Origin of the sequence: Streptomyces sp. ME19-01-6 (genome assembly GCF_033793745.1) — a bacterium.
In the GTDB taxonomy this organism is placed as follows: domain Bacteria; phylum Actinomycetota; class Actinomycetes; order Streptomycetales; family Streptomycetaceae; genus Streptomyces.
On sequence record NZ_JARAXF010000002.1, the window covers coordinates 430,651 to 453,659 of the forward strand.

22 protein-coding genes and 2 pseudogenes are annotated in these 23,009 nt (G+C 69.5%); 8 read left to right on the forward strand and 16 right to left on the reverse strand.

Going from position 1 to position 23,009, the window contains the following annotated elements; all coding sequences use genetic code 11:
• Positions 1-10: 10 nt before the first annotated feature.
• Both PV419_RS05640 and PV419_RS05645 read right to left on the reverse strand, forming a co-directional pair.
• Complete coding sequence (locus PV419_RS05640; RefSeq protein ID WP_319686541.1) at positions 11-742, reverse strand: carboxypeptidase-like regulatory domain-containing protein; 732 nt, start codon at positions 740-742, stop codon at positions 11-13.
• Positions 739-1,317: a DUF4255 domain-containing protein gene (locus tag PV419_RS05645; RefSeq protein ID WP_319686542.1), complete on the reverse strand. Its 579-nt coding sequence runs from the start codon at positions 1,315-1,317 to the stop codon at positions 739-741. The genes PV419_RS05640 and PV419_RS05645 overlap by 4 nt, the downstream gene beginning before the upstream one ends.
• On the opposite strand from PV419_RS05645, the gene PV419_RS05650 reads away from it, so the two are divergent.
• Both PV419_RS05650 and PV419_RS05655 read left to right on the forward strand, forming a co-directional pair.
• A complete protein-coding gene (locus tag PV419_RS05650; protein ID WP_319686543.1) occupies positions 1,277-1,699 on the forward strand; it encodes a hypothetical protein in 423 nt (140 codons plus the stop codon). The genes PV419_RS05645 and PV419_RS05650 overlap by 41 nt on opposite strands.
• Positions 1,700-1,852: 153 nt before the next feature.
• Entirely contained in the window at positions 1,853-2,788 is a 936-nt protein-coding gene (locus PV419_RS05655) for an AfsR/SARP family transcriptional regulator (protein ID WP_319686544.1), read from the forward strand.
• A gap of 2 nt (positions 2,789-2,790) precedes the next feature.
• Here PV419_RS05655 and PV419_RS05660 read toward each other — a convergent pair whose 3' ends face one another.
• From PV419_RS05660 to PV419_RS05685, 6 genes and pseudogenes are all read right to left on the reverse strand, one after another.
• Positions 2,791-3,732, reverse strand: coding sequence for a GntR family transcriptional regulator (locus PV419_RS05660; RefSeq protein WP_319686545.1), 942 nt, complete (start codon positions 3,730-3,732; stop codon positions 2,791-2,793).
• 62 nt (positions 3,733-3,794) lie between these two features.
• Positions 3,795-4,091, reverse strand: a complete 297-nt coding sequence (locus tag PV419_RS05665; RefSeq protein ID WP_319686546.1) for an antibiotic biosynthesis monooxygenase family protein — start codon at positions 4,089-4,091, stop codon at positions 3,795-3,797.
• 37 nt (positions 4,092-4,128) lie between these two features.
• On the reverse strand, positions 4,129-4,581 hold the full coding sequence (locus PV419_RS05670; protein WP_319686547.1) for a cupin domain-containing protein: 453 nt from the start codon (positions 4,579-4,581) through the stop codon (positions 4,129-4,131).
• 18 nt (positions 4,582-4,599) lie between these two features.
• Positions 4,600-5,919 carry an aldehyde dehydrogenase family protein gene (locus PV419_RS05675; RefSeq protein WP_319686548.1) on the reverse strand — a complete coding sequence of 440 codons (1,320 nt, stop codon included), beginning with the start codon at positions 5,917-5,919 and terminating at the stop codon, positions 4,600-4,602.
• On the reverse strand, positions 5,916-6,995 hold the full coding sequence (locus PV419_RS05680) for an isocitrate/isopropylmalate dehydrogenase family protein (RefSeq protein ID WP_319686549.1): 1,080 nt from the start codon (positions 6,993-6,995) through the stop codon (positions 5,916-5,918). Before PV419_RS05680 ends, PV419_RS05675 begins: the two co-directional genes overlap by 4 nt.
• 51 nt (positions 6,996-7,046) lie before the next feature.
• Positions 7,047-8,448: pseudogene (locus PV419_RS05685) on the reverse strand (2-hydroxycarboxylate transporter family protein).
• Between the two features lie 352 nt (positions 8,449-8,800).
• Here PV419_RS05685 and PV419_RS05695 point away from each other — a divergent pair.
• A pseudogene (locus tag PV419_RS05695) lies at positions 8,801-9,615 on the forward strand (amidohydrolase family protein).
• 683 nt (positions 9,616-10,298) lie between these two features.
• Here PV419_RS05695 and PV419_RS05700 read toward each other — a convergent pair.
• Together PV419_RS05700 and hemB are read right to left on the reverse strand one after the other, a co-directional pair.
• Positions 10,299-10,433: a hypothetical protein gene (locus PV419_RS05700; RefSeq protein ID WP_319686552.1), complete on the reverse strand. Its 135-nt coding sequence runs from the start codon at positions 10,431-10,433 to the stop codon at positions 10,299-10,301.
• Between the two features lie 49 nt (positions 10,434-10,482).
• Positions 10,483-11,460 (reverse strand): porphobilinogen synthase, encoded by a 978-nt coding sequence (gene hemB, locus PV419_RS05705; protein ID WP_319686553.1) that lies wholly within the window; start codon positions 11,458-11,460, stop codon positions 10,483-10,485.
• A gap of 121 nt (positions 11,461-11,581) precedes the next feature.
• Between hemB and PV419_RS05710 the strand changes: the two genes are divergently transcribed.
• Positions 11,582-11,845 (forward strand): hypothetical protein, encoded by a 264-nt coding sequence (locus PV419_RS05710; RefSeq protein ID WP_319686554.1) that lies wholly within the window; start codon positions 11,582-11,584, stop codon positions 11,843-11,845.
• A 629-nt stretch (positions 11,846-12,474) separates the two neighbouring features.
• Here PV419_RS05710 and PV419_RS05715 read toward each other — a convergent pair.
• From PV419_RS05715 to PV419_RS05735, 5 genes are all read right to left on the reverse strand, one after another.
• A complete protein-coding gene (locus PV419_RS05715; RefSeq protein ID WP_319686555.1) occupies positions 12,475-13,551 on the reverse strand; it encodes a hypothetical protein in 1,077 nt (358 codons plus the stop codon).
• A gap of 341 nt (positions 13,552-13,892) precedes the next feature.
• A complete protein-coding gene (locus tag PV419_RS05720; RefSeq protein WP_319686556.1) occupies positions 13,893-14,177 on the reverse strand; it encodes a hypothetical protein in 285 nt (94 codons plus the stop codon).
• A 404-nt stretch (positions 14,178-14,581) separates the two neighbouring features.
• Positions 14,582-14,734: a hypothetical protein gene (locus tag PV419_RS05725; protein WP_319686557.1), complete on the reverse strand. Its 153-nt coding sequence runs from the start codon at positions 14,732-14,734 to the stop codon at positions 14,582-14,584.
• 27 nt (positions 14,735-14,761) lie between these two features.
• On the reverse strand, positions 14,762-15,628 hold the full coding sequence (locus PV419_RS05730) for a MalY/PatB family protein (protein WP_319686558.1): 867 nt from the start codon (positions 15,626-15,628) through the stop codon (positions 14,762-14,764).
• Positions 15,592-16,008, reverse strand: coding sequence for a hypothetical protein (locus PV419_RS05735; RefSeq protein ID WP_319686559.1), 417 nt, complete (start codon positions 16,006-16,008; stop codon positions 15,592-15,594). Before PV419_RS05735 ends, PV419_RS05730 begins: the two co-directional genes overlap by 37 nt.
• Positions 16,009-16,089: 81 nt before the next feature.
• Here PV419_RS05735 and PV419_RS05740 point away from each other — a divergent pair, with 81 nt between their 5' ends.
• Positions 16,090-16,575 (forward strand): Lrp/AsnC family transcriptional regulator, encoded by a 486-nt coding sequence (locus PV419_RS05740; protein ID WP_319686560.1) that lies wholly within the window; start codon positions 16,090-16,092, stop codon positions 16,573-16,575.
• 96 nt (positions 16,576-16,671) lie between these two features.
• Positions 16,672-17,346, forward strand: coding sequence for a carbonic anhydrase (locus tag PV419_RS05745; RefSeq protein WP_319686561.1), 675 nt, complete (start codon positions 16,672-16,674; stop codon positions 17,344-17,346).
• A gap of 1,014 nt (positions 17,347-18,360) precedes the next feature.
• Here the strand turns inward: PV419_RS05745 and PV419_RS05750 are convergent.
• Positions 18,361-19,569: a glycoside hydrolase family 30 beta sandwich domain-containing protein gene (locus PV419_RS05750; RefSeq protein ID WP_319686562.1), complete on the reverse strand. Its 1,209-nt coding sequence runs from the start codon at positions 19,567-19,569 to the stop codon at positions 18,361-18,363.
• A gap of 674 nt (positions 19,570-20,243) precedes the next feature.
• On the opposite strand from PV419_RS05750, the gene PV419_RS05755 reads away from it, so the two are divergent.
• Positions 20,244-21,350 carry a LacI family DNA-binding transcriptional regulator gene (locus PV419_RS05755; protein WP_319686563.1) on the forward strand — a complete coding sequence of 369 codons (1,107 nt, stop codon included), beginning with the start codon at positions 20,244-20,246 and terminating at the stop codon, positions 21,348-21,350.
• A 56-nt stretch (positions 21,351-21,406) separates the two neighbouring features.
• Positions 21,407-23,005 carry an FAD-dependent oxidoreductase gene (locus PV419_RS05760; RefSeq protein WP_319686564.1) on the forward strand — a complete coding sequence of 533 codons (1,599 nt, stop codon included), beginning with the start codon at positions 21,407-21,409 and terminating at the stop codon, positions 23,003-23,005.
• The last annotated feature ends 4 nt before the right edge of the window (positions 23,006-23,009 follow it).

Sequence of the window (23,009 nt, forward strand, 5' to 3'; positions counted from 1 at the left end):
GGACGGCTCCTCACTGCTCGCGGATCTCTATGACGTGCCGGCGCTCGGTGTCCTGGGGCAGCCGCACGACCAGCGATCCGGACCGGCCGGGCCGTTCGGTGGCCTGCAGGCGGAACGTCTCCTCGACGGCGTGCTCGTCGGCCTTCTCGCCCTCCCACCGCAGGGCCAGCCGGAAGGCGCCCGCGGCGTCGGACAGGGTGCGCTCATGCCATGGCGTCAGGTCCCGGCTGGTCTGCCCCCGGGCCTCCACCAGCACATTGGCGATGGGCGCCCCCGTGGCCGCGTCCACCACGGCGCCGTGCACCGTGCGCAGGCCCGGCGGGTAGGGGAAGGAGACGCTCGGCAGCAGCCGGACCAGGCGCGGCTCGGGCACCACCGCCGGCGGGTGGGTGTCGTCATGCGGGTACACCAGGAACTCGACGCCCACCAGACCGGCCGAGAAGGGCTGACCGTCGGCCGGGTACAGCGGCTGGTAGCCGACGGCCGTGAAGCGGGCCCGGTGGCGCCGTGGCCGGGCCGCCCACGGCTCGGCGCACCTGCCAAGACCCGGATAGGCGAGGGCGGCGCTGGGTGTGCGCACCGCCACGTCGTCCAGCGGCAGCCAGTCGCCGTCGCCGTCGTCGTACCGGTCCAGCTGGACCGCCACCCCGGCGCTGCGCACCCGCCGGGCGTAGTCGTCGAACGGTATGAACCAGGCCGGGCTGTGAAGCGCCGACCGTTCCAGCGGCAGGAAGCGGCTCATGGCATCGCCGCCCCGCCGATGACCCGGCTGTGCACCGGGCGGACAGCCGTCTCGGCGGCGGAGTCCAGGTTGACCACGCGGACCTCGTAGTTCAGCGACAGCCGGTACGGCTTCTGGATCGCGTACCAGACCCAGGACTTCTGGTCCAAGGTGAGCGGAGTCAGGCTGAGGTGCAGCGAGTCGGTGCTCGCCGCCAGGCCGCCGGACAGCCGCGCGCCGTCCAGGATCGCGTCGTCGTAGAACGTCTGCAGGGCTCGTCCCAGCATCCGGTGCTGGGTCGCCTGGTCGCCGCCCCAGGGTGTGATCAGGTACCGCAGCAGCAGAGCCATCGGCGGCTTGCGGGTGGTCGGTGGGTCGGGCGGCTGGGAGCGCACCGGCGGCCGGTTGCGTGATGTCGGGTCCTCGGCGATCTCGTAGAGGAACACCGTGAGTTTCGGCGGCGGCGTCTGTACCGTCTCGGAGAGATCGTTGAGTTCCGCGATCGGCGGTTCCACCTGGCTGAGCCCGCGCAGGGCCTGGGTCAAGGTCTCCACGATGACCGTCGAGACGTCGGCGATGACGCCGAAGTCACCCATTCGCATCCCCCTCCCCGGCTCCGCGCTCGACAGCGAGCACGGGGAGCATGCCGGTCCCGGCGTGGCCGGACCGCGATTCGCGCATCACACGAGCGTCACCAGCCCGTTTCCGCAGCCGGCGATGACGTGGCCGGACACGCGCCGACAACGCCGAGGTGACACGGGCAGGGCATATTTTCCGTTTATGGAAATCCCCTCAGATCGGACCGGCGTTCTGATCCTCCGGGTGTGGGTGGAAGGCGACAGGCCGGACGGCTTCCGTGCGCGCATCGTGCGGACGGGCGGCCGGCACCAGGCGCCACCCACCGCGGTGAGCGCGGTCGACGACGTGCTCACCGCGGTGCAGGCATGGCTCGACCAGTTACTCGAGCCGGAGAGGTGACGTTGCCGCGACGTTCGGGTGATGACCGGCCATATAACGTCGTTTCACGAAAGGCCGGATACACGATCATGAATTGCTCGTAACATGGCTCCCGGGCATCCCGATGGTCGGCATGGGATGGGTCGCTGAAGCCAATATCGCCCCGGGGGGCCGATGAGCGCAGAAGGCCATGTCATCACGTTGAGACTGCTGAAAGGCTTCGCGCTGTCGGTCGATCACAAGCGCGTTCCGATTTCTTCCAGCGCCCAACGCCTCCTCGCGTTCCTCGCCCTGCAGGACATGCCGCGCACCCGGACCTACGTGGCCGGAATGCTGTGGCCGGACGTCACGGCCTCCCGCGCGAATGCCAACCTCAGGTCGTCCTTGTGGCGCGCGACGCGAACAGGACATCAGGTCATCGACGCGTCCACGCAGGAATTGGCGATCTCCAAGCACATCGACGTGGACCTCCACACGGCGGCGAGGCGCGCACACCGGCTGCTCGACATGTCGCACGCGTGCGACGACATCCTCACCGCGCAGACGCGGGCGGACCTCTCGGCCGACCTGTTACCCGAGTGGTCGGAGAACGAGTGGGTGCTGATCGAGCAGGAGCAATACCACGAACTCAGGCTGTACGCCCTGGAGGCGATGACCGAACGGCTGACCGCGGCGGGCCGCCACGGCGAAGCCGTCGCCGCCGGGCTCGCCGCCGTCCGCGCGGAACCCCTGCGGGAAAGCGCTCATCGCGTACTCATGAACGCACATCTCGCCGCCGGCAACAGAGGCGCGGCACTGCTGCAATACGAACAATGCCGTCGCGTCCTGCTCGACGAGCTGGGCCTGGAGCCCTCCCCGACGCTGAGAAACCTGGTGTCACCTCACACCGAGGCGGGCACCCCCAAGGCTCCGGCGCGTCGGGGCGTCCGCCACCTGGTGAGTGATGTCCCGAGGGAAGACACGGACGAAACCGAGCGCGTGACGATTTCCCAGGCCGAGCCGCACCCCCTCCCGAGATCCAGACGCGCCGGAGCCGGACCTCCCATGCCTTGGCGGCCTCAATCAGCCGGTGCCCCTCAAAGGGGAGCCGGGTCCCGGGGCGCCACCTGATCTCAAGGGCCCGGTCGGCCCGTCTTCTCCTGACCGACGGACGACAGGTGCTCACGCAAGTAGGCCGACGCCTCGGCGCGTTTGCCGGCCAGGAGAAGGTCGGCGAGTTGCACATGTTCGACGCAACGGATCATGGCACGATCGCGTTGGAGAGAACGCCGGTACTCGATGAGGCGGCGCAGGCGGTCGACGCGGCGCAGGGAGTCGATGAAGAAGGAGTTGCGGCTGCACGCCATGACGACCTCGTGGAAGCGGCTGTTGAGGTCGTACAACTGGGCGTTGCCGATGGTGCGGATCTCTCCGTCCACCAGGCGCTGTTGCTGGGCGCGGACCGTTTCGAGGGCCTCGCGGTCGAGGACGAAACCGGGTTCGAGGATGGCGGCGGGTTCGATGGTCAGCCGGAAGCGGTAGCTGTCCTGGTAGGACTCCATCGAGGTGAGCATGGGCTGGAACTCCCAGCCGTATCCGGGAAGCCGTTCGATCCAGCCCTCCACGGCGATGCGGCGCAGGACGTGGGCGAGCTGTCCGGGCATGAGGCCGTAGCGACGGGCCAGGGCGTTCTCGGTGACCCGGTCGGGCAGCCGGCCGTCGAGGCGGTCGGCCGCGATCCGCAGGTAGACGTCTTCGGCGTCGTCCTCACCCGGCGGGAGCGGGGACGCCTCGGTGAGCGCCGGTCCAGTGAGGGCGACGGTGTAGCCGCCGCGTTCGGCCGGGGCCACCACACCGTCGTCCGCCAGCAGGCGCAGGGCCTGGCGGACCGGCGAACGGGAGACCTTCAGCTGGTCGGCGAGGGTCCGTTCGACCAGGCGGGTGCCGGCGGCCAATCCACTCGCCGCGATGTGCTCCACGATGCGTGCGGCCGTCCGGCGGGTGAGCGGGGTGGGTCCCTGTGTCGCCCCTTGTCCGGACGGGGACGTCCCGTTCTGAGCCGAGGGCGCGTTCATCGTCTGGTGCCTCCGCGGGGGCCGGGGCCGGCCGGGACCGGTTGCGATCCCGGCCGCCGACGTCATGGTGCGAGGACGGAGTATACGTGTTCGACCTGCGGCGGAGCCGCGAAATGCGGTCCGGCCAGTTCCCTCCAGCGGGCGAAGCCCTCGGAGGCGCGGAAGGTGACGGTGTGGTGCTCGACCGTCTCCCACCGGACCATCAGCCGGTAGCGCGAGGGGTGTTCGACACTGCGGTGCAGGTCGACTCCATCGCAGCCGTCGGCCGCCAGGAAGAGGGGCAGGGCCTTGGCGACGGCCTCCTCGAACTCCTTTTCCTGGCACGGGTGGATCTCGATCTCGGCGATCTCGGTGATCATGGTGGTGTCTCTTTCCCGCTCTCGGGTCGTCGTGGTGTCAGTCTCGGGTCTCGGCGGCCTTGGCGTGCTCGGCGTCGACCCGCGCGGTGACACCCGTCTCGACAAGGGTGCGGGTGGCGTCGACGGAGGCGTAGATCCACAGGATCCGCATGGGCTCGGTGGCGGAGGCGTTGCGGAAGCGGTGGGGGGTGCCGGCGGCGACGTAGGTGGTGTCGAAGCGGGTCAGGTGGTGTTCGGTTCCGTCGATCTCCACTATGGCGTCGCCTTCGAGAATGGTCACGCTCTCCGGGCAGTTGTGGGTGTGCAGGGCTATCCCGGCGCCGCCCTCGAAGAGGGTCTGGCCGGTGAGGAAGACCTCGGCGCCGACGGCCCGGGTGACCAGGGGGATGGTGCGGGCGCCGCCGCCGCGGCTGAAGGCGGTCAGCTCGGCGGGCCGGAGCACGGCGGGCGGGAAGGAGGCGAAGCAGGGCTCGTCGGTGGGGCAGTTCACAGGGTTCTCCGTGCGCGGCTATGAGAGGGGGCGTTCAGGCGGGTAGCCGGACTTCTTGATGCCGCCGAAGGGCAGGCGCGGGTCGGAGGCGACCATGCCGTTGACGAAGACGGCGCCGGCGTCGAGGAGGCGGGTGAGCCGGCGGGCGCGGTCGAGGTCGCTCGTCCACAGGGCGGCGCCGAGGCCGTACTCGGTCTGGTTGGCCAGGGCGATCGCCTCGTCGGCGTCGGCGACGCGGGTGATGGCCGCGACGGGGCCGAAGGTCTCCTCGTCGAAGGCGGCCATGCCGGGGCGGACGTGGTCGAGGACGGTGGGCGGGTAGTAGCAGCCCGGACCGTCGGGGACCTCGCCGCCGAGGGCGAGGACGGCGCCGGCGTCGAGGGTACGCCGGACCTGGTCGTGCAGGGTCTCGCGGAGGTTGGCACGGGCCATGGGGCCGATGGCGGTGTCCGGGTCGGTCGGGTCGCCGACCTTCAGGGCCGCCGCCGCGGCGGTGAACGCCGCCACGAACTCGTCGGCCACGGCCTCCTCGACGATGAACCGCTTGGCGTTGACGCAGGACTGGCCGACGTTGATGTACCGGGCCCTGACCGCGGTGGCGGCGGCCTGGGCGAGGTCGGCGTCGGCGAGGACGACGAACGGATCGGAGCCGCCGAGTTCGAGGACCTGCTTCTTCAGTACGGCCGCGGCCTGGGCGGCGACGATCGCGCCGACCTCGGTGGAGCCGGTGAGGGTGACCGCCGCGACGCGCGGGTCGGCGATGAGCCCGGCCACCTGGTCGACCTCGATCAGCAGGGTCCGGCACAAACCCTCGGGGGCGCCCGCCTTGCGGACGACCTCCTCGACGGCGAGGGCGCACTGCGGCACGTTGTTGGCGTGTTTGAGCAGGGTGCCGTCGCCCGCGGCCAGGGCAGGGGCGGCGAACCGGAAGAACTGCCAGAAGGGGTAGTTCCACGGCATCACCGCGAGGACCACGCCCAGCGGGTCGTACACGACGGCGCTCTCGGCGGCGTGGGAGGCCACGGGCCGGTCCGCGAGCTGGGCCGGGGCGTGGTCGGCGTGGTACTCGCAGGTCATGGCACATTTCTCGATCTCCGCGCGCGCCTCGGTGATCGGCTTGCCCATCTCGGCGGTGATCAGTGCGGCGTAGCCATCGCTGCCCTCGCGCAGGACGCGTGCCATCTCCCGCAGCAGGGGGGTGCGGTCGGTGATGGCGCGCCGGCGCCAGACCGCCTGCGCCGAGGCCGTCGCGTCAAGGATGCCGTCGACCTCCTGGGGCGACTGCGGGGCGTAGCGGGCGAGTTGGGTGCCGGTGGCCGGGTTGCTGGAAATGATCACCAGGAGGTCTCTCCGGTGTGCTCGAGGGTGCGGCAGATCTCGGCGGCGAAGTCGGCGGTGCCGAGGTTGCCGCCGATGTCGCGGGTGCGGGTGGCGGGGTTGTCCAGCACGGTGCCGACCGCGCCGGTGATCAGGGCGGCGGCCCGCTGGAGCCGGTCGTCGCCGTCGCGCCGGCCGCGCCAGTCCAGCAGCATCGCGGCGGACAGAATCAGGGAGGTGGGGTTGGCGACGCCCTGGCCGGCGATGTCGGGGGCGGATCCGTGCTGAGCCTGGGCCACGCACAGGGTCTCGGAGGCGTTGACGGAACCGCCGAGGCCAAGGCTGCCGGACAGCTCGGACGCCTCGTCGGACAGGATGTCGCCGAACATGTTGGTGGTGACGATGACGTCGAACCGCCGCGGGCTGCGGATCAGCAGTGCGGCGGTGGCGTCCACGATCAGCTCTTCGAGTTCGATGTCGGGGAACTCGGCGGCCACCTTGCGCACCTCGCGCAGGAACAGCCCGTCCGACAGCTTGACCACATTGGCCTTGTGGACGGCGGTGACCTTCTTGCGGCGGCTGCGGGCCAGTTCGAACGCGGTCCGGGCGACGCGGCTGCTGGCCTTGGCGGTGACCTTGCGCAGCGAGAACGCCTGGTCCTCGTCGGGCATGAACTCGCCGGCGCCCGCGAACATGTTGCGGTCCGAGTAGAAGCCCTCGGTGTTCTCCCGGACGATGACCAGGTCCATCGGGTCGCGCAGGATGCTCAGGTCGGGGTGGGAGCGGCAGGGGCGGATGTTGGCGTAGAGCTTGAAGGCCGTGCGCAGTTCGGCCGAGGGGTTGATGCCGCCCTCGGCCCGCGGCGGGTAGTCGAGGTGCGAGACGGGGCCGAGCAGCACGCCGTCGGCCCGCGGGACGCGTTCCAGTACGGCGTCCGGCAGGGTAGACCCCGATGCGGCGAGGGAGGCGAAGCCGATGTCGTGGGTCTCGTACGTCAGGTTCAGGCCGAGCTTCTTCTCGGCGGTGCCGAGCACGTCGAGGGTGGCCGCGGTGATCTCGGGACCGATGCCGTCGCCGGGCAGGACCAGGATGTTCACGGAGTGCCTTTCATGCGTGGGTGAATGCGTGGGTGAACGGGAGCGGACCGGTCACAGGCCGACGATGCGGGCGGCCACGAGGGCCAGGGCCACGGTGACGCCGCCGCCGATGCGGGTGGCGATCTGGGCGAACGGCATCAGCCGCATCCGGTCGGCCGCGGTCAGGATGGCGATGTCCCCCGCGCCGCCCATGCCGCTGTGGGTGGCCGTGACGAGGGCGGTCTCGGCGGGGTGGAGTCCGACCCGGCGGGCGACGAGGAATCCGGTGCCGACCAGGGCGCACACCGTCATCACGCAGGTCACCAGCTGCGCCGGGGAGAAGCCCTTGATCAGGGTCTGCCACGGGGTCTGTGTGGCGCTGAAAGTGAACAGCATCGGGAAGACCATGGCGGCCAAGCAGAAGTCTCAGACGAACCGCGAGCCCCGCTGGAGGCGCGGGGTGACTCCGTGGGCAAGCTTGAGGACCACCGCGAGCACCAGTATGACCACCGGGGCCGGCCAGTCGAACAGGCTGAAGGCGAGCACGCCGGCCAGGTACAGGGTGACGGCGGTGATGCCCGCAGCCGCGACCTGCTGCACGGTCACCGCCGAGCGCTCACTCCGGCCGGTCTCGGCGGCCTCGGGCAGATCGGGCCCCTCGCCGGCGTCCAGGCGCCCGTCGCCGGTCAGGTCGGGACGACGGCGGCACACGCAGCTCAGCAGCCCGGCGAGCAGGATGGCGGTGAGGTTGCCGACGAAGATGGCGGGCAGCACACGGGCGAGCAGCTCGCCCTGCGTGGCGCCGAGGACGCCGGCGTAGCCGATGGTCAGCGGGATCGCGCCCTCGCCGACACCCCCGGCCATGATCGGTACGACGACGAAGAAGATCGTGTGCTTGAGGCCGAGTCCGGTGGCCGTACCCACGCCGGACCCGACCGCCGGCGCGACCACGCCGCCCGCCAGGAGCGGCACGAAGATCCTGGCGAAACCACGGATCAGCACGGTGCGGTCCATGCTCAATGCTGCCGACGATCACGAAGGCGATGAAGAGGCTCAACACCTTGGTGTCGGTGAAGAACCCCCCGATCGACTCCACGGCGGCGGCCGGGATCAACCCTTGATAGGCCAGGTAGGAGGGCACGAGCGTCACGAAGATCGCGGCTCCACCGATGGCACGCAGTAGGGGAAGCCGCCTGCCGATCTCGGCCGGCGCGAAGGCGAAGACCGCCATGATCCCGATGACCACGGCGAGTTCACCGGTGAGGTGGTGCGTGGCGGCGAGGGCGATGATCAGCGCCGCGAGCACGGCGAACACCGGCAGCGGCACGATGCCGACGTCGAGGTCCATGCACCGGTGCCACAGACCCGGGGTGCGGTGGTCCGACGCGGCGTCGGCGGAATCCCGCTCGTCCGCGGCACGCGCGCCCGGTGGCACGTGTTCGGTGGATGGCGCGGAACTTGTGAGGTCGGACATAGGGCGTCCTTACGGCGGCTCAAGGGGAGAGGAGGCGGTCTGTCGCGGACGAGCGGGGCGGCTGTCCCGGACCGTCCATGGCGAGTGATCGCCGAAGCGGGCAGTGACCGCGCCGCGCCCCGGCACGTCACCGCTGCGGATACATTAACCACGTCACTCGGTTTTTTGGAAGAGTGTTGTACCAAAAGAGAGCCGGGAGTACCGTCCCACCGCGGCCCAGCGCCGACCGTCCCCCCAGCTCACGTGAGGAGCGAGCGTGTCCGCACCACCGCCCGAACCCCGCACCGTCCAGGTCCTCGACACCCGATACGGCCCCGGACCGGCCCTTCCGGACAACGCCTGCGACACTCATGTGCACGTCTTCGGCCCCGCCGGCCGCTACCCGTACGCGGCCGACCGCGGCTATCTCCCGCCCGACGCGCTGCCCGCCGACCTGCGCGCCCTCCACCGGCATCTCGGCCTCAGCCGAACCGTCCTGGTCCAGCCCAGCCCGTACGCCACCGACAACACCCGTCTCCTGGACGGCCTGGGCACCTCGGCGCGTCGGCACGCGGCATCGCGGTGATCAGCCCCGGCGCCGATCCGGAGGAACTGCGCGCGATGGACCGGGCCGGCGTGCGCGGACGTGCCAACCTCGGCGCGCACGTGTCCAACGACCTGGACCGGGCGCGCGAGCGCATCCTCGCCACGGCCCGGATGATCGTCACCCGCGGCTGGCACCTGGACCTACACCTCGATGCCGCCGCCCTGATGGCCGTCGACGACCTCCTCCCCCGCCTCCCTGTCCCGGTGGTGCTCGGCCACTTCGCCGGCATCAAGCCCGCCGCCGACACGGGTGCTGAGACCCTGGCGCGGACGCGGCGGCTGCTGGAGACGGGGCGCGTGTGGGTGAAGCTGTCAGCGCCCTACCGCGCCACCGCCGGCGGAAGCCATACCGGTCTCCGGCCGGTCCTGGCGGCCCTCCTCGACACCCGCGCCGACCGGGCCCTGTGGGGCTCCGACTGGCCACACACCGGCGGCTCCCCCGCCACCCGTCACCCCGACCGCGTCCAGCCGTTCCTCCCCGTCGACGACGGTCTCTCACTGACCCGCTTCTCCGAGCAACTCGATCCGTCTCACCTGCGACAAGTCCTCGTCGACAATCCGGCGGCGCTCTACGGATGGTGACCCCACAGCCGTAGCCAACGGCCGCCGCCGTGACGCCGAAGCGCCGATCACCTCACTCCCCCACGAGTCGCCTCACAGTCCGCGCCCGCGAGATCCCGGAGCTGACTGCCCGTGTTACCCGCGCCAGCAATCCCCACGGCACCACCGCCATGGCCATCCGGGACCACCTGGACGGGCTGTGGAGCGACGAGGACTTCGTCGAGTGGTGTCCGAGGGACGGCAAGCCGGGCCTATCGCCGGCGCGGCTGGCCACAGTTTGCGTTCTGCGGTTCCTCATGGAACTGTCCGACCGGCAGGCCGCCGAGGGCGTGCGCTGCCGCATCGACTCCACATACGCCCTGGCCCGTGGAGCTGGACGAGCCCGGCTTCCACCACAGTGTTCTGACCGACTTCCGCGAGCGCCTGGCCGAAGACGGCCGAGCCGACACGCTCCTGGACCGAGGCGATGCGCGCCGCCCTGGAGGAACTCGCCCGCCAGCCCCGCAGGAACTCGTCGGCGTGGTCACGGAGGACTGGGGCCGGCGCTGCGGACGCGCCGCACGGCTCGGCAAGAATCCCACCCGACCCAGAACTCGTATCAAAGACACCGGCGACGACGCCTACCTTCTCCTCCGCTACATCCGCGCGGTCGCCCCCGGGGAACACGGCCACACCGAGGACGAGATCCGCTACGCCCGCCGCCGCTACCTCCCCCCGAGGCGGCGCGGCAGATCGCGGTCGAGATCGCCAACGCCACCTTCGCGGCCCACGTACACCGCCAGTGCGATCGCGGCGAACAGCAACGACACCATGATCGCGCCGGACATGTTGGCGTCCACCACCTGGACCGGACGACCGCCCGTGGGGGCTGCGGTGTGGTGTCCTAGCTCAGCGCTGGTTCAGCCACCCGGCCGCCTCCACTGCCCAATAGGTGAGCACGATGTCGGCGCCCGCGCGGCGAATCCCGGTGAGCGTCTCCAGCACCGCGCGGTCCCGGTCGATCCAGCCGTTGGCCGCCGCGGCCTCGATCATCGCGTACTCGCCGGAGACCTGGTATGCGGCCACGGGCACGTCCGCGATGTCCTTCACCGCTCGGACGATGTCCAGATACGCCATGGCTGGCTTCACCATGACCATGTCGGCGCCCTCGTCCAGGTCCAGCCTGGCCTCCCGCAACGCTTCACGCGCATTGGCCGGATCCTGCTGGTAGGTCTTGCGGTCGCCGATGAGCTGCGAGTCGACCGCCTCGCGGAACGGTCCATAGAAGGCGGACGCGTACTTGACCGCGTAGGCGAGCACGGCCGCTTCGGGATGACCCGCCCGGTCCAGCGCGGCACGGATCGCGGCCACCTGGCCGTCCATCATGCCGCTCGACCCGACGACATGCGCCCCGGCTTCGATCTGAGCCACGGCCATCTCACCGTAGATCCGCAGCGTGCGGTCGTTGTCCACCTGGCCGTGCTCATCGAGCACCCCGCAGTGACCATGGTCGGTGAACTCGTCGATGCACACGTCGGACATGATCACCGTGCCGTCCCCTACCTCGGCCCGCACATCGCGCAGCGCCGCGTTCAGCACGCCATCCGGGTCGAGGCCGCCGGTCCCGTCCGCGTCGTACTCAACCGGAATCCCGAAAAGCATCACGCCACCGATACCCGCTTCCACGGCTTCGACGACCGCTTTGCGCAACGAGTCACGGGTGTGCTGAACGACGCCGGGCATCGAGGTGATCGGGGTCGGCTCGGCGGCGCCTTCCTTGACGAACATCGGCAGCACCAGCTGACGCGGCTCCAGGCTGGTCTCGGCGACCAGTCGCCGCAGGGCAGGGGTACCCCGAAGCCGTCGCGGGCGCTGTTCCGGAAACACCGATGTCCTCCTTGAGATCGACTGTCTTCCAGCCTACGACCGCGTCGGTGGTGCGCGAGCAGGGAGTTGGGATCAAGAATTGCAGGCCCCGATCCCGATCGACACCACCGACGACTCGCCGATGGGCGAACTCACCGTCGCCTTGTTGGCGTTGTTCGCGCACATGGAGCGGGTGTTCATGCGCGAACGCGCCGCGCACGCCCGCGAGGTCGCCCAGGCCAAGGGCAAGCCGCCTGGTCGTCCCCGCAAGCTCGCCGTCAACCAACTCGCCGCCGCGCGGGCAGCGCTCGACGCCGGCCAGTCGATCCGATCCGCCACCGGCTCAGCCGCCAGGACGACCAACGCTGCATACATTTGTTCGGCGCTGACGGATGCTCGCTTCTGATGCTCATGTCCCCAGTTTCGCCGGACGGAAGCGCGGACGCCCGGACTCACACCGTCCGACGAGCTATGGATCAGCACCCTGAACAGCCCGGCGAACCTTGGGCCGTTCGGTCGCCGACCCGAGCTCGACGAGGCCGAGGAGAAGAGAACGACGCCACCGGCCCTTAACGTCGACGGCCCCGATCCCTGCCCGGCGATCGGGGCCACCAGCCCATCAAGATCAATCTCAGCGTCAACGACGGTTCGGTTGATCCCCGAGGCCGGACATACCGGCCCTGTTGGGGTCAGCAGGAGCCGCTGAGGCCGTTGGCCATCCTTTTGAAGGCGGCCCGGGTATCTGCTCCGGCGATCCGTCGATGTCGTCCTTGTACCCCCAATACTGATGCTCCCACCTTGGGGTCCCTTCCAGCTTTCCGTGCCCAGCAGTCCGTCGAGTGGACCGTCGTAGCCCAGTAGTGCGCCTTCAGCCAGCACCGCAACCACCTCATAGACGGCTGCCTTATCGAGACAGGACTGACGATCAGCTCTTGATCACCGACGGCACACTCATCGCGTCGCCGTCCTGGCCTACTGCTTGGAAGTACGGCACCAGGGGAGGCCCCACGGAAGGGTGTGTGAAGGCCCGACAGTTCATTGGATCAGGTCGGTGTGTGGATGCTCGGGAGAGGTCGGGCAAACGTAGAGCTGCATGTTGTCCGTGCTGCCTACTTCCACCTTCGTCGGCTGCGCGGGTGACTGGCCGGCACGATGACTGGCGGCGTAGGCGGCGGCTTGGTCCTCGTACGGCGCCCAGCCGCGTAGCTCACCACCGTCCCATTCGAAGGACGCGATGGTCAGCAGCGGGGCCATCTGAGCGTCGCAGACAGTGCAGTATCGGCGGTACGGGTCGGTGCGGCCCCATGGCGGCCAGCCCCCGACCTTCCAGCCGGGAGCGTCAGCCAGATTGCCGTCATAGAACTCCTGCGGATAGTCCGCATACGAGCTGTCCACGCCCACGCCGGCTGCCTGCCATCTGCTCCAGTCCCCCACCGCCAGCCGCATCTCCGGGCTCAAATCGAGGCTGTTGGGGTACTCGGTGATTGCTTCTGGTGCCAGCAGACACGGCTCCGGCACATAACCTGGGTAGTTCGCCTCATACGGTTCCGGTGGTGTGGTGAGGACATCAACGACCGAGGCGGCGGACCGCCAGAACACTGCAGTCGCGGGCTTCCAATCCGGATCGTGGTCGTAGGGACACCAGAGGACCTGGAGCAGATCGGCCTGTCCGGGCGGCCGCAGCAGGGGTACGTCCCGCAGATACAGCTGGGCCACGGGCAACATGGGGACCGGGCACTCTGCAGGCCACGGCGGGCTGGCGTCGAATCGCTTTCTGCGCGCTTCGGCGTTCCGTTCCTTGATCGCCTCTTCCTCGGTCGTGAGCTCGGGACCATGGGGGTCCTTATACAGCCGGGCCAGCCTGCGCCTGTCGAGCCGCACTTCTGCGGGCGACTGGCGGAACCCACTGTCACCGTGCAGGTGCGAGTCTTCACAGTGCGGCCACGGTTCCTCGGCCGGCCACAGCAGCGGCCCCCCGACCGAGCTGTCCCTGACCGAAGGCGATCCCGGGCGGGGATGCAGCCGGATCGCAGGACGCGCCAACGGAGCCAGCTCAGGAAAGACCGCGGTCACCTCAACAGGCCGCGGCGGAGTCGTACGTACGAAAACCATGCCGGTGATCCTGCCACCAGCCACCGACAGTCCAGCGCCACCTCAACCGGCGTCAACGCCCACCAACCCAGCCACGGTGTTGGCAGGGAACCAAGGCTTGCGCCACCCGACATCACGAGTTCATGTTCAAACTTGCCCCATGCCCCTCACCGAGCTGCCGCACCAACCGGTAACGGCCCCCGAGAAGCTGGTCTCGCGCTGCTGCGCCTCCCCCGTTTCCAACATTCCTGTCCCTCCTGCCGGCGAACCAGCGCAAGGGGGATCATGGCGCGACCGTGAAGGCGACACGCCCGTTACCCAGAAACCCGCCAGACGGCGGGGGTGTTCGCCAGGAGCCAGGGTCATTGTGCGTCTCCGGACGGTGCGGCGGCGGAGGTTGTCTCCGCGAGGTAGCCGGGAAGCGAGGTCTTGGGGATTCCGGTCTTCGCGGCGATCTGCCCGAGGCTGGCGCCCTGCTGCTTGGGGAGTCTGGCGTACTCGATCTTGTCGGCGGGGTGGGCGACGGGGCGGCCGATGCGGCGGCCTGCGGCTTCGGCGACAGCGCGGGCGTGCGCGGCGCGTTCGGCGGTGAAGGTGCGTTCCATCTCGGCGAAGAGGGCCAGCAGCAGGAAGGTGATGCGGCCCATGCCCTCATCGGTGGTACTGATCGGGTGGCCAGCGGTTCCTCCAGCCGTGCTCGACGCAGCCAGTCATCAGCGGCAGCCGCCAGCCCAGGGTCCGCCCGCGCCCGGGGTCGGCGGCGCATACCGGGCAGGCCCGGCGCAGCGGCCGGGACCCGAGCCATGGCCCGGGCCGGCGCTTCCAGCGGTTGACCTTGTCGGAGCGGGCCTCGCCGGGGCCATGATTCCATGAGGGGCCCGGCCAGGCCGGCGCCCACTGCCACGACGACGTTCATCGCGGTGTCCGTGGCGCCCTGCACTCCGGGCCGGAGAGCCGCGGGCGTGGAGAGAGCGGTCGGCCCGGCAGGGCGGGCGGCTTCACCTTTGGTCGCGCACGGCGGTGCGAATCCGTGCGGGCAGCCCGCGACCGGTCACATGCGAGTGGCGCACTGCAGCGGCAGCTGCCCGGAAGTGCGCAGCAGGTTGTCCGACCGCCTGTACGGCAGGTAGTTCGCGACAGACCGGGCCGCCTGCGGCAGCGGCACGCCACGTTTCTTCAGACGGATCTCGATGGCGGATGTCATGCGGTGTCCTCCTGTGGTGCGCTGTGTTCACAGACCCTCGACGGCCGTGATCAGCCGCCGTGCGGCTTCGTCGACCGTGGAGCGGGGGCAGCCCAGATTCACCCGCATGTAGCCGTGGCCCTCGATCCCGAACTTCTGTCCCTTGTCCAGCCACAGGCGCGCCTTGGTGAGCATGAACTTGTCCAGGGACTCGGCACTCATCCCGAGGTCACGGCAGTCCATCCACGCCAGGTAGAGGGAGTCGGCCGGCAGCACGCGCACCTTCGAGGTGGCACTGTGGACCGCCCGCGCGAAGTGCGCGTGGTTGCCGCGCAGATAGGTGAGCAGTTCCTCCAGCCACGGCTCACCGTGCGCGTAGACGGCTTCGGCGGCAACCATGCCCGCCACGTTGACCAGCGGGAACAGGTTGCGCTCGTACTGGCGGGCCAGCTCCTCGCGCAGCCTGCGGTTGGGGACGAAGACGTTGGCGCTCTGCAGGCCGGGGAGGTTGAAGGTCTTGCTGGGGGCCGTGCAGGTGATGCTGTTCCGCGCGAACTCCCCGCCGAGCGAGGCGAACGGGATGTGCTTCTTGTCCGGGTTGATGATGAGGTCCTGGTGGACCTCGTCGGAGACGACCAGGACGCCGTGCCGGGCGCAGATCTCTCCCATGGCCCTCAGCTCGTCCTCGGTCCAGACGTTCCCGGTGGGGTTGTGGGGGTGGCTGAGGATGAACAGTTTGGTGTCGGGCCGGATGGCGGCCTCGAACGTCCGGGCGTCGAACCGGTAGCCGTCGTCGGTCCGCTCCAGCGGGGCGAACGCGAGGTGGCGGCCGCCCCGCAGGACGTCGTTGTGGAAGTGCGCGTAGACGGGCGGCTGGATCAGGACCGAATCGCCCGGCGCGGAGAATGCCTGCACCGCGGTCTGAGCGTGGTGATGATGCCCGCGGTCTGCAGCACCCACTCCCGCGGCACCTCCCAGCCGAACCGCCGGGCCTGCCAGCCGGTCACGGCATCGAGGTAGCTGTCGGTCGCGCCGCCGGGATACCCGAAAGCGCCGTGGTCCACGGCCTGGTGGAGCGCATCGATCACGGCCTGGGGGGCCTTGAAGTCGGTATCGGCGACCCACATCGGCAGCGGGTCGGCCGCGGCCTCGTCGGCCGCCAGTAGCTGATGGGCGTAGGCCCATTTCATGGAGTTGAAGTTCTTGCGGTCCACGACGGTGTCGAAGACCGATCCCGTGGTTTTCCCGGCGACGTCCAGTCGTGCCTGGTCACCGGGGGTGGTGTGGGTTGCCATGGCTGGATGCTAGCCATGACGACGGGCAAAATGTTCGTGAATTTTGCCAAGAAAAGGCTTGTATTCCTTAGAATCTTGCTCATGGATTCCACAGATCGTAAAATAGTTGCCATTCTCCAGTCTGAGGGGCGGATCACGCTCACCGATCTGGCCGAGAAGGTCCGGCTCAGCGTCTCCAGGTGCCAGCGACGCGTCCGTGAACTGGAGACGGCCGGGATCATCTGCGGCTACCGCGCCGTCGTCGATGCCGCGGCCCTGGGATACGGGTTCGAGGTCCTGCTCTTCGCCACGCTCAGCCGACCCGATGCGGTGACCGAGTTCGACGCGGCACTCGCCGACATCCCCGAGGTCGTCGAGGCGCAGAGGCTGTTCGGCGAACCGGACTACCTGGTCCGCGTGGTCAGCGCCGACCTGCCGTCCTACCAGCACCTCTACGAGTCCGTGCTCATCCATCTGCCAGGGGTCCGCGGCCTCAACTCGACCATCGTGATGAAGCAAGCCGTCCACCCCCGGCCCTTGCCGGGGCGACCGCCGCGCGAGGTGACGGCGCCGGGTTCCACTGCCTGAACGCGGCCGACAGCTCCGCCGACGCAACGCGCACCGCACCGGTATCAAGCCGACCCCCGCGCGTCGGCGAGCTGGACCCGGTCGTAGCCTGCGGCCATGAGTGACGCCGCCCCTTCCACCCCGCGCGAAGCCTTCGACCTGCTCCTGGCCGGCAACCACCGCTTCGCCGCCGGCACCCCCCAGCACCCCAACCAGGACGCCGCCCGCCGCGCCGACCTGGCCTCCGCCCAGCGCCCGTTCGCCGTGCTGCTCGGCTGCTCCGACTCCCGGCTGGCCGCCGAGATCATCTTCGACCAAGGGCTGGGAGACCTGTTCGTCGTCCGCACCGCAGGGCACGCGGCGGGACCGGAGGTCCTGGGCAGCATCGAATACGGGGTGAGCGTGCTGGGCTGCCCGCTGGTCGTGATCCTCGGCCACGACGCCTGCGGTGCGGTCGCAGCGACCCGCGCCGCCGTGGCAGACGGTACGACCCCCCGCGGGTACCTAAGAGACGTGATAGAGCGTGTGACGCCCAGTGTGCTGGCCGCTCACGCCGCCGGCGTGAGCGAGGACGACGGCTTCATCGCCACACACGTCCGGCACACCGTCGACTTCATCATGGACCGCTCCCGGGAACTGGCCGACCAGGTCGCCTCCGGACGCACCGCGGTCGTGGGCCTGTCCTATCGGCTGGCCGACGGCAGCGCCCGGCCGGTCACCTCCCGCGGCCTGGACCTGCCCTCGGAACCGGCCCGCCACCCCGACACCGCCCCGCCTGCGAACAGCCGATGAATCATCCGCCCCAGCCCGCCGAAGCCGACCTGACCGGCGACGGCACCGGCCTGCTCTGCGCCACCCTCCTGCTCCGCCTCCGCAAGCGGATCGACGGCGCACCGCACTACCTCGGCCCCGTTCCCGGGAAGCCACCGGTACCCGCGCTCCAGCTCACCACCGACGCGCGCCCCACTCGCCCCGACGCGCCGTGGCACCCGGTGCCGCGTTGCCGGCAGTCGCGGATGCCCTCGGCCACGAAGGCGCGGGGGTGGTCGAGTCGGTCGGCTCGTCGGTCACGCGGGGCGCGCCCGGCGACCACGGCGTCGCTTGTGAGTGACGAGGCGGCAGCGTTGGTCAGCTGCGCCGTAGGCCGGGTTCGGAGGCGTCGCCTTCGGTGCGAAGGTCCATGCGGGACAGTCGGTGGCCGTCATGGGTGCCGGCTGCGTCGGCCTGAACGCAGTACAGGCGGCGCCCACGTGGGTGCGTACCCGATCGTGGCCGTAGACAAGAGCGACACGCCATTCTTGTAGCCGCGCGCCAACACTTCCCAGGCGGCGCGATCAGCGGGGCGCAGCGAGCGTATTTCGATCACGTCGGCATCCTCGCATGCGACGCACCTCAGACTCCGCCCCGGCAACCCCGACGCAGCCACTACCGACGACGAACCGTCGAATAGAGTCGACGTCGCCGGGCTGCTCGATGGCGAAGGCCACCGCGCGGGCAACCGCCGCCGGAGGGATGCCAGGGAGTCTCGGTGGACCGGGCGACACTGAAGCTCACGGACAAGCGCCGCCGCAGCTCGGTCACCGGTGTCGCCGACGCCCTGATCGGGTTCCAGTACGGCCACTGCCTCATCTGCACTCAACCCAGCGAACTCCACCGGCTCGCCCAGCGCAATGCGGCGATCATGCAATCCCCCCCACCCGCTCAGGAAGACCCTCCGGCGCGAACTGGCTCACTCCGGCACTACAGAGCCGGATACGGCGCTCACACCCTGGGAGTGCCCGGTCCACCGGATGACGGTGGTCTGCCTCACCCGGTCACGAAGGTCGTCACGCTTCGAGCGGGAAGTTCGCCCGTGAAGGAGCCGTTTGACACGTTAATCGCACCCCGGGGCGCGAGGTTCCTGGTTGCGTCGGTCAACCAGGACGACACGCTGGACGAGGTGTTGTTTACCAGGGTGAACGACTGACTCACCGGCGAGGCCCCCTTGTTGATGGCGATGACGGCCACCTTGGAGTCACCGCCCTTGTACGCCGAGACGTAAAGGTTCGACTGGGGATTCGAGGTCGCATCGATCCGCACATATCCTGGGCGGACGAACTTCGAGAAGTGCGCCATGGTGGCGCCGCGCTTGCTGATTTGCCCGTCTTCCCTCATGGGGCCGTAGCTACGCCGGATGTACCACCACACGTACGCCTGGAACTCGGCATCCACCAGGGCACGGTGGATGTGTTCCCCTACGTCGAGCGCTTGGGGCCAGAGGTCCGCCGAATCGCTGCTGTTGGGATAGTAGACCTCGGTCATCCAGAGTTCTTTACCCCTGCCTTTTTGCTTGAAGAGGGGGTAGGGAAAGTTCTGGTACGGCGTGCCGTAGAGGTGAGCCCCGAGAATGTCCAGGTTGGCGAGCGCTGCCGGGTCGTTGAGAATCGGGTCCGAGAAGCTCTTCACATACTGGAAGGACTCCGGCGCGATGACCTTGGTGCTGATCGAACCGGCGTTCTCCCGCAGGAACCGAATCATCTCGTTCGGTGTCCACCACGTCCAGTCATGTGCGTAATCGGGCTCGTTCTGTACCGAAATAGCGTACAGGTTCACCCCGTTGTCCTTCATGAACCTGCAGAAGTCGTTCAGGTGCTGCGCATAAGCGCCATACATGTCGTACCGGAGCCGCTTCGCGTTGGACTGACTGCCGTGGACGAAGGTCTCGACCATCTGAGCGGGGGGATTCCACGGCGACGCGATGACGGCCGCCCCGTGCTCGATCGCACGCCTCGCCGTGGCCACCTCGCGGCTCCAGTCCGCCCGGTTCTCGTGAACGGGGATTCTCAGCACGGAGAACCCAAGCTGCCCCTCGCCGTTGCCGAATGCCGTGTCCCTCTGGGCCGGTGTCAGATCGTTGATCCAGACCGTGTGGTTCATGCCACCGAAGCCCCGGATCGTCTGCCGCTCCGCCGACGGGTTGACGATCACATTGGCAGCCGCCGCTGCGGATGCTCCCACGGCCGGCGTCGCGGCCACGAGGACCGGCAGGGCACTGATCGTCGCCAGAACAGACCTCCGACTTGGGAAATCCGGTCCCCTGGACGCAGAGTCATTCCGATGTAACATCATGCATTCCTCGCCTCCTGGATGTCCTGCCATGGATGCTGTTTCTTCTTTTGTGTCGATGCCGTTCCGAACTTGGGAGCGATCTCATTACGCAATTTCCGCGAATTTCCTTCATGGCGGGACCAGACGGAAGAGCTGCCCTGGGGAGTGCACCCACAACAAAGGAGGTTCGAAAATCGACCAGTGTCCAATATGCCGGGTCATGGGCAAGTTAACGGCGCAACTCGCCACCGTCAACCCGCCAGTCATGGGTTTCCCCATCTACAAGGTGCCCCGGAAGCTGCTGACTGTTCCACCGGCAATCCTCGGCCACCCCAGACCAAGGCCAGCCGGAGGGCACGCCACTGGAGGGCTTCTGGTCTTCTGCCGCCCTGACGGCTCACCACTGCGTCCGCAGGGTGCGGCCACTGCTCCCGCATGCCGACGGCAAACACGCCACTGCCGAGTCGAGCGGCACAGGGGCTCGCGTCCCGCGGGAATGGCTCCGCTTCTGGCTCTTGACGGGGAGTGAGGGTCACGCCAGAGTGCGTTCATGCGCATTAGTAATGCGCATTAACGGAGCGGTGAGCGAGGGGACGTCAGGGGTGGATCAGCCGAAGAAGCGGGCGAAACCGGGACGGAACCCGGCGTCCGCGAGCCGTACGTCACGGCCGCGGCAGGCCGAGGTGGCCGGGCTCGCCGGAGTGTCCCAGGCGACGGTGTCATTGGTCCTGTCGGCGCGCGGCGACGGCAAAGCGGCGGCGATCTCCGAGGAGACCCGTCAGCGCGTCCTCGACGCGGCCCGCAGTCTCGGCTATGTGCCGGACCCGGCGGCCCGGCGGCTGGCGGCGGCCCGCAACAACCTGCTCGGCGTCTTCAGCTTCACCGCCACTTTCCCGACAGACGTACAGCACTCGTACTACCCGTTCCTGGTGGGTGTGGAGCAGGAGGCGGCCGCCCAGGGCTACGACCTGGTGCTGTTCACGGGGTCGAGCACCGGTGGCGCGGGCGCCGTCGAACCGGAGGCGCTGAGCCGGGTCCGGCTGGCCGACGGGTGCCTCTTCCTCGGCCGGCACGTGCCGCGCGCCGAACTGAAGCGGCTCGTCGCCGACGGGTTTCCGGTGGTGCATCTGGGCCGCCGCGAGGAACTGGAAGGGCTGGCCTGGGTCGGCGCCGACTATGTCAGCGCCAGCCGTGAAGTCGTCGTTCATCTGGCGGAGTCGGGACACCGACGGATCACGCTCGTACGGGAGGACGACGACGCGCCCCCGTCCACGGACCGTCAGCGGGGTTTCCTGGACGGCCTGGCGGCTGCGGGCATCGCAGGCGGGCCCGGCGCGGTGCTGCGCTGCACCGATCCGGCGCGTGAGCTGACGGCGCAGCGGGTGCGGGCCCTGGTCGCGGACGGGGTGACCGCGTTCGTGGCCGAGGAGACGGACACGGGGGCGGCGTGGCGGGCGCTGACCGGCGCCGTCCGGGAGGCCGGACTCACCTGTCCGGGCGATGTCTCGCTGGGGCTGCTCGGGAGCCCGCCCGCCGACCTCGCTGCCCGGCCCGTGCCGATGGGGTTCGACATCCCCCGGCACCGGCTCGGCGCCGCGGCCGTCCGGCTGCTCGCCGCGCTCGTGGCGGGCGAGGAGGCACGGGAGCCGTTGGTGGCCTGCGAGTTCCGCGCCGGAGAGACAGCGGGCCCGCCCATCCAGCCACGGTAGCGACCGGCTCCAGGGCAACGGAAGAACGAAGTTCAGGCGCGATCACAAGGAGCCCTGTGGTACCCCAGCCAGACATCCTGATCGTCGGTGGCGGCCTCGGCGGGGTCGCCGCCGCACTCGCCGCCTGCCGAGCGGGCCGACGCGTCGTGATGACCGAGGAGACCGACTGGATCGGCGGACAGTTGACGGCGCAGGCCGTGCCGCCGGACGAGCACCCGTGGGTGGAACAGTTCGGCACGACGGCGACGTACCGGGCCTTGCGCGAAGGCATCCGGGCCTACTACCGGCAGTGGTATCCGCTGCGGGGCGAAGCGCTCGGGCTCACAGAGCTCAACCCGGGCGCCGGGCGCGTCAGCAAACTGTGCCACGAGCCGCGCGTCGCGCTCGCGGTCCTGGAGGCCATGCTCGCGCCGCACCGGGCCTCCGGGTCGCTGACCGTCCTGACCGAGCACCGGGCCGTCTCCGCCGAGCACGACAACGATGCCGTCACGGCCGTCACCGTACGGGACCTGCGCAGCGGCACCTTGCGCACCTTCGCCGCACCCTACGTCATCGACGCCACCGAGACCGGTGAGCTGCTCGAGCTGTCCGGTGTGGAGCACGCGAGCGGGGCCGAGGCGCATGCCGAGTTCGAAGAGCCGCACGCCCCCACCCAAGCGCGGCCCGACAACCAACAAGGCATCACGGTGTGCTTCGCGCTCTCGCACCACGAGGGCGAGGACCACACGATCGACCGGCCCGGGACTTATGACTTCTGGCGCGCGTACCGCCCCGACTTCTGGCCGGGGCCGCTGCTCGGGTTCGAGGCTCCCGATCCGCGGACCCTGGAGCCTGTCCCTCGCTCGTTCGTGCCCAACCCCGAACTGGACCCACTGGCCGTCAGCGCGGACCAGAGCGCGGACGCCGGGGACAAGGAGCTGTGGGGGTTCCGCCGGATCCTGGCACGCAAGCTGCATCGGCCCGGGGCCTTCGACTCGGACATCACGCTGGTCAACTGGCCGTTGAACGACTACTGGTTGAAGCCCTACATCGGCCGGCAGGCCGAAGCACTGTGCGAGGCAAGGCAGTTGTCGCTGTCCGTCCTGTACTGGCTGCAGAGCGAGGCGCCGCGGGCGGACGGCGGCACCGGGTTCCCCGGGCTGCGCATCCGCCCCGATGTGACGGGCACGGCGGATGGACTCGCCAAGGCGGCCTACGTACGCGAGTCGCGGCGCATCAAGGCGGTGACGACCGTCGTCGAGCAGGACGTCGCCATCGACGTCGTGGGACCGTACGGCACCAAGCATTACCGGGACTCGGTCGGCGTCGGGGGCTACCGCATCGATCTGCACCCCTCGACCGGCGGCGACACCTACATCGACATCGGGTCGGTGCCGTTCGAGATTCCTCTGGGCGCGTTGGTGCCGCGACGGGTGCGGAACCTGCTGCCCGCCGGCAAGAACATCGGCACGACGCACATCACCAACGGCTGCTACCGCCTGCACCCCGTGGAATGGAACGTCGGCGAGGTCGCGGGCGCGCTTGCCGCGCACTGCCTGGCCGAGGGCGTGGAGCCGCACCAGGTGCAGGCGGAGGACAAGCGGTTCGTGGAGTTCGGGCGGGTGCTGGACCGGGCGGGCGTGCAAAGGCGCTGGCCCGACGTCCGCGGTTACTGACCGG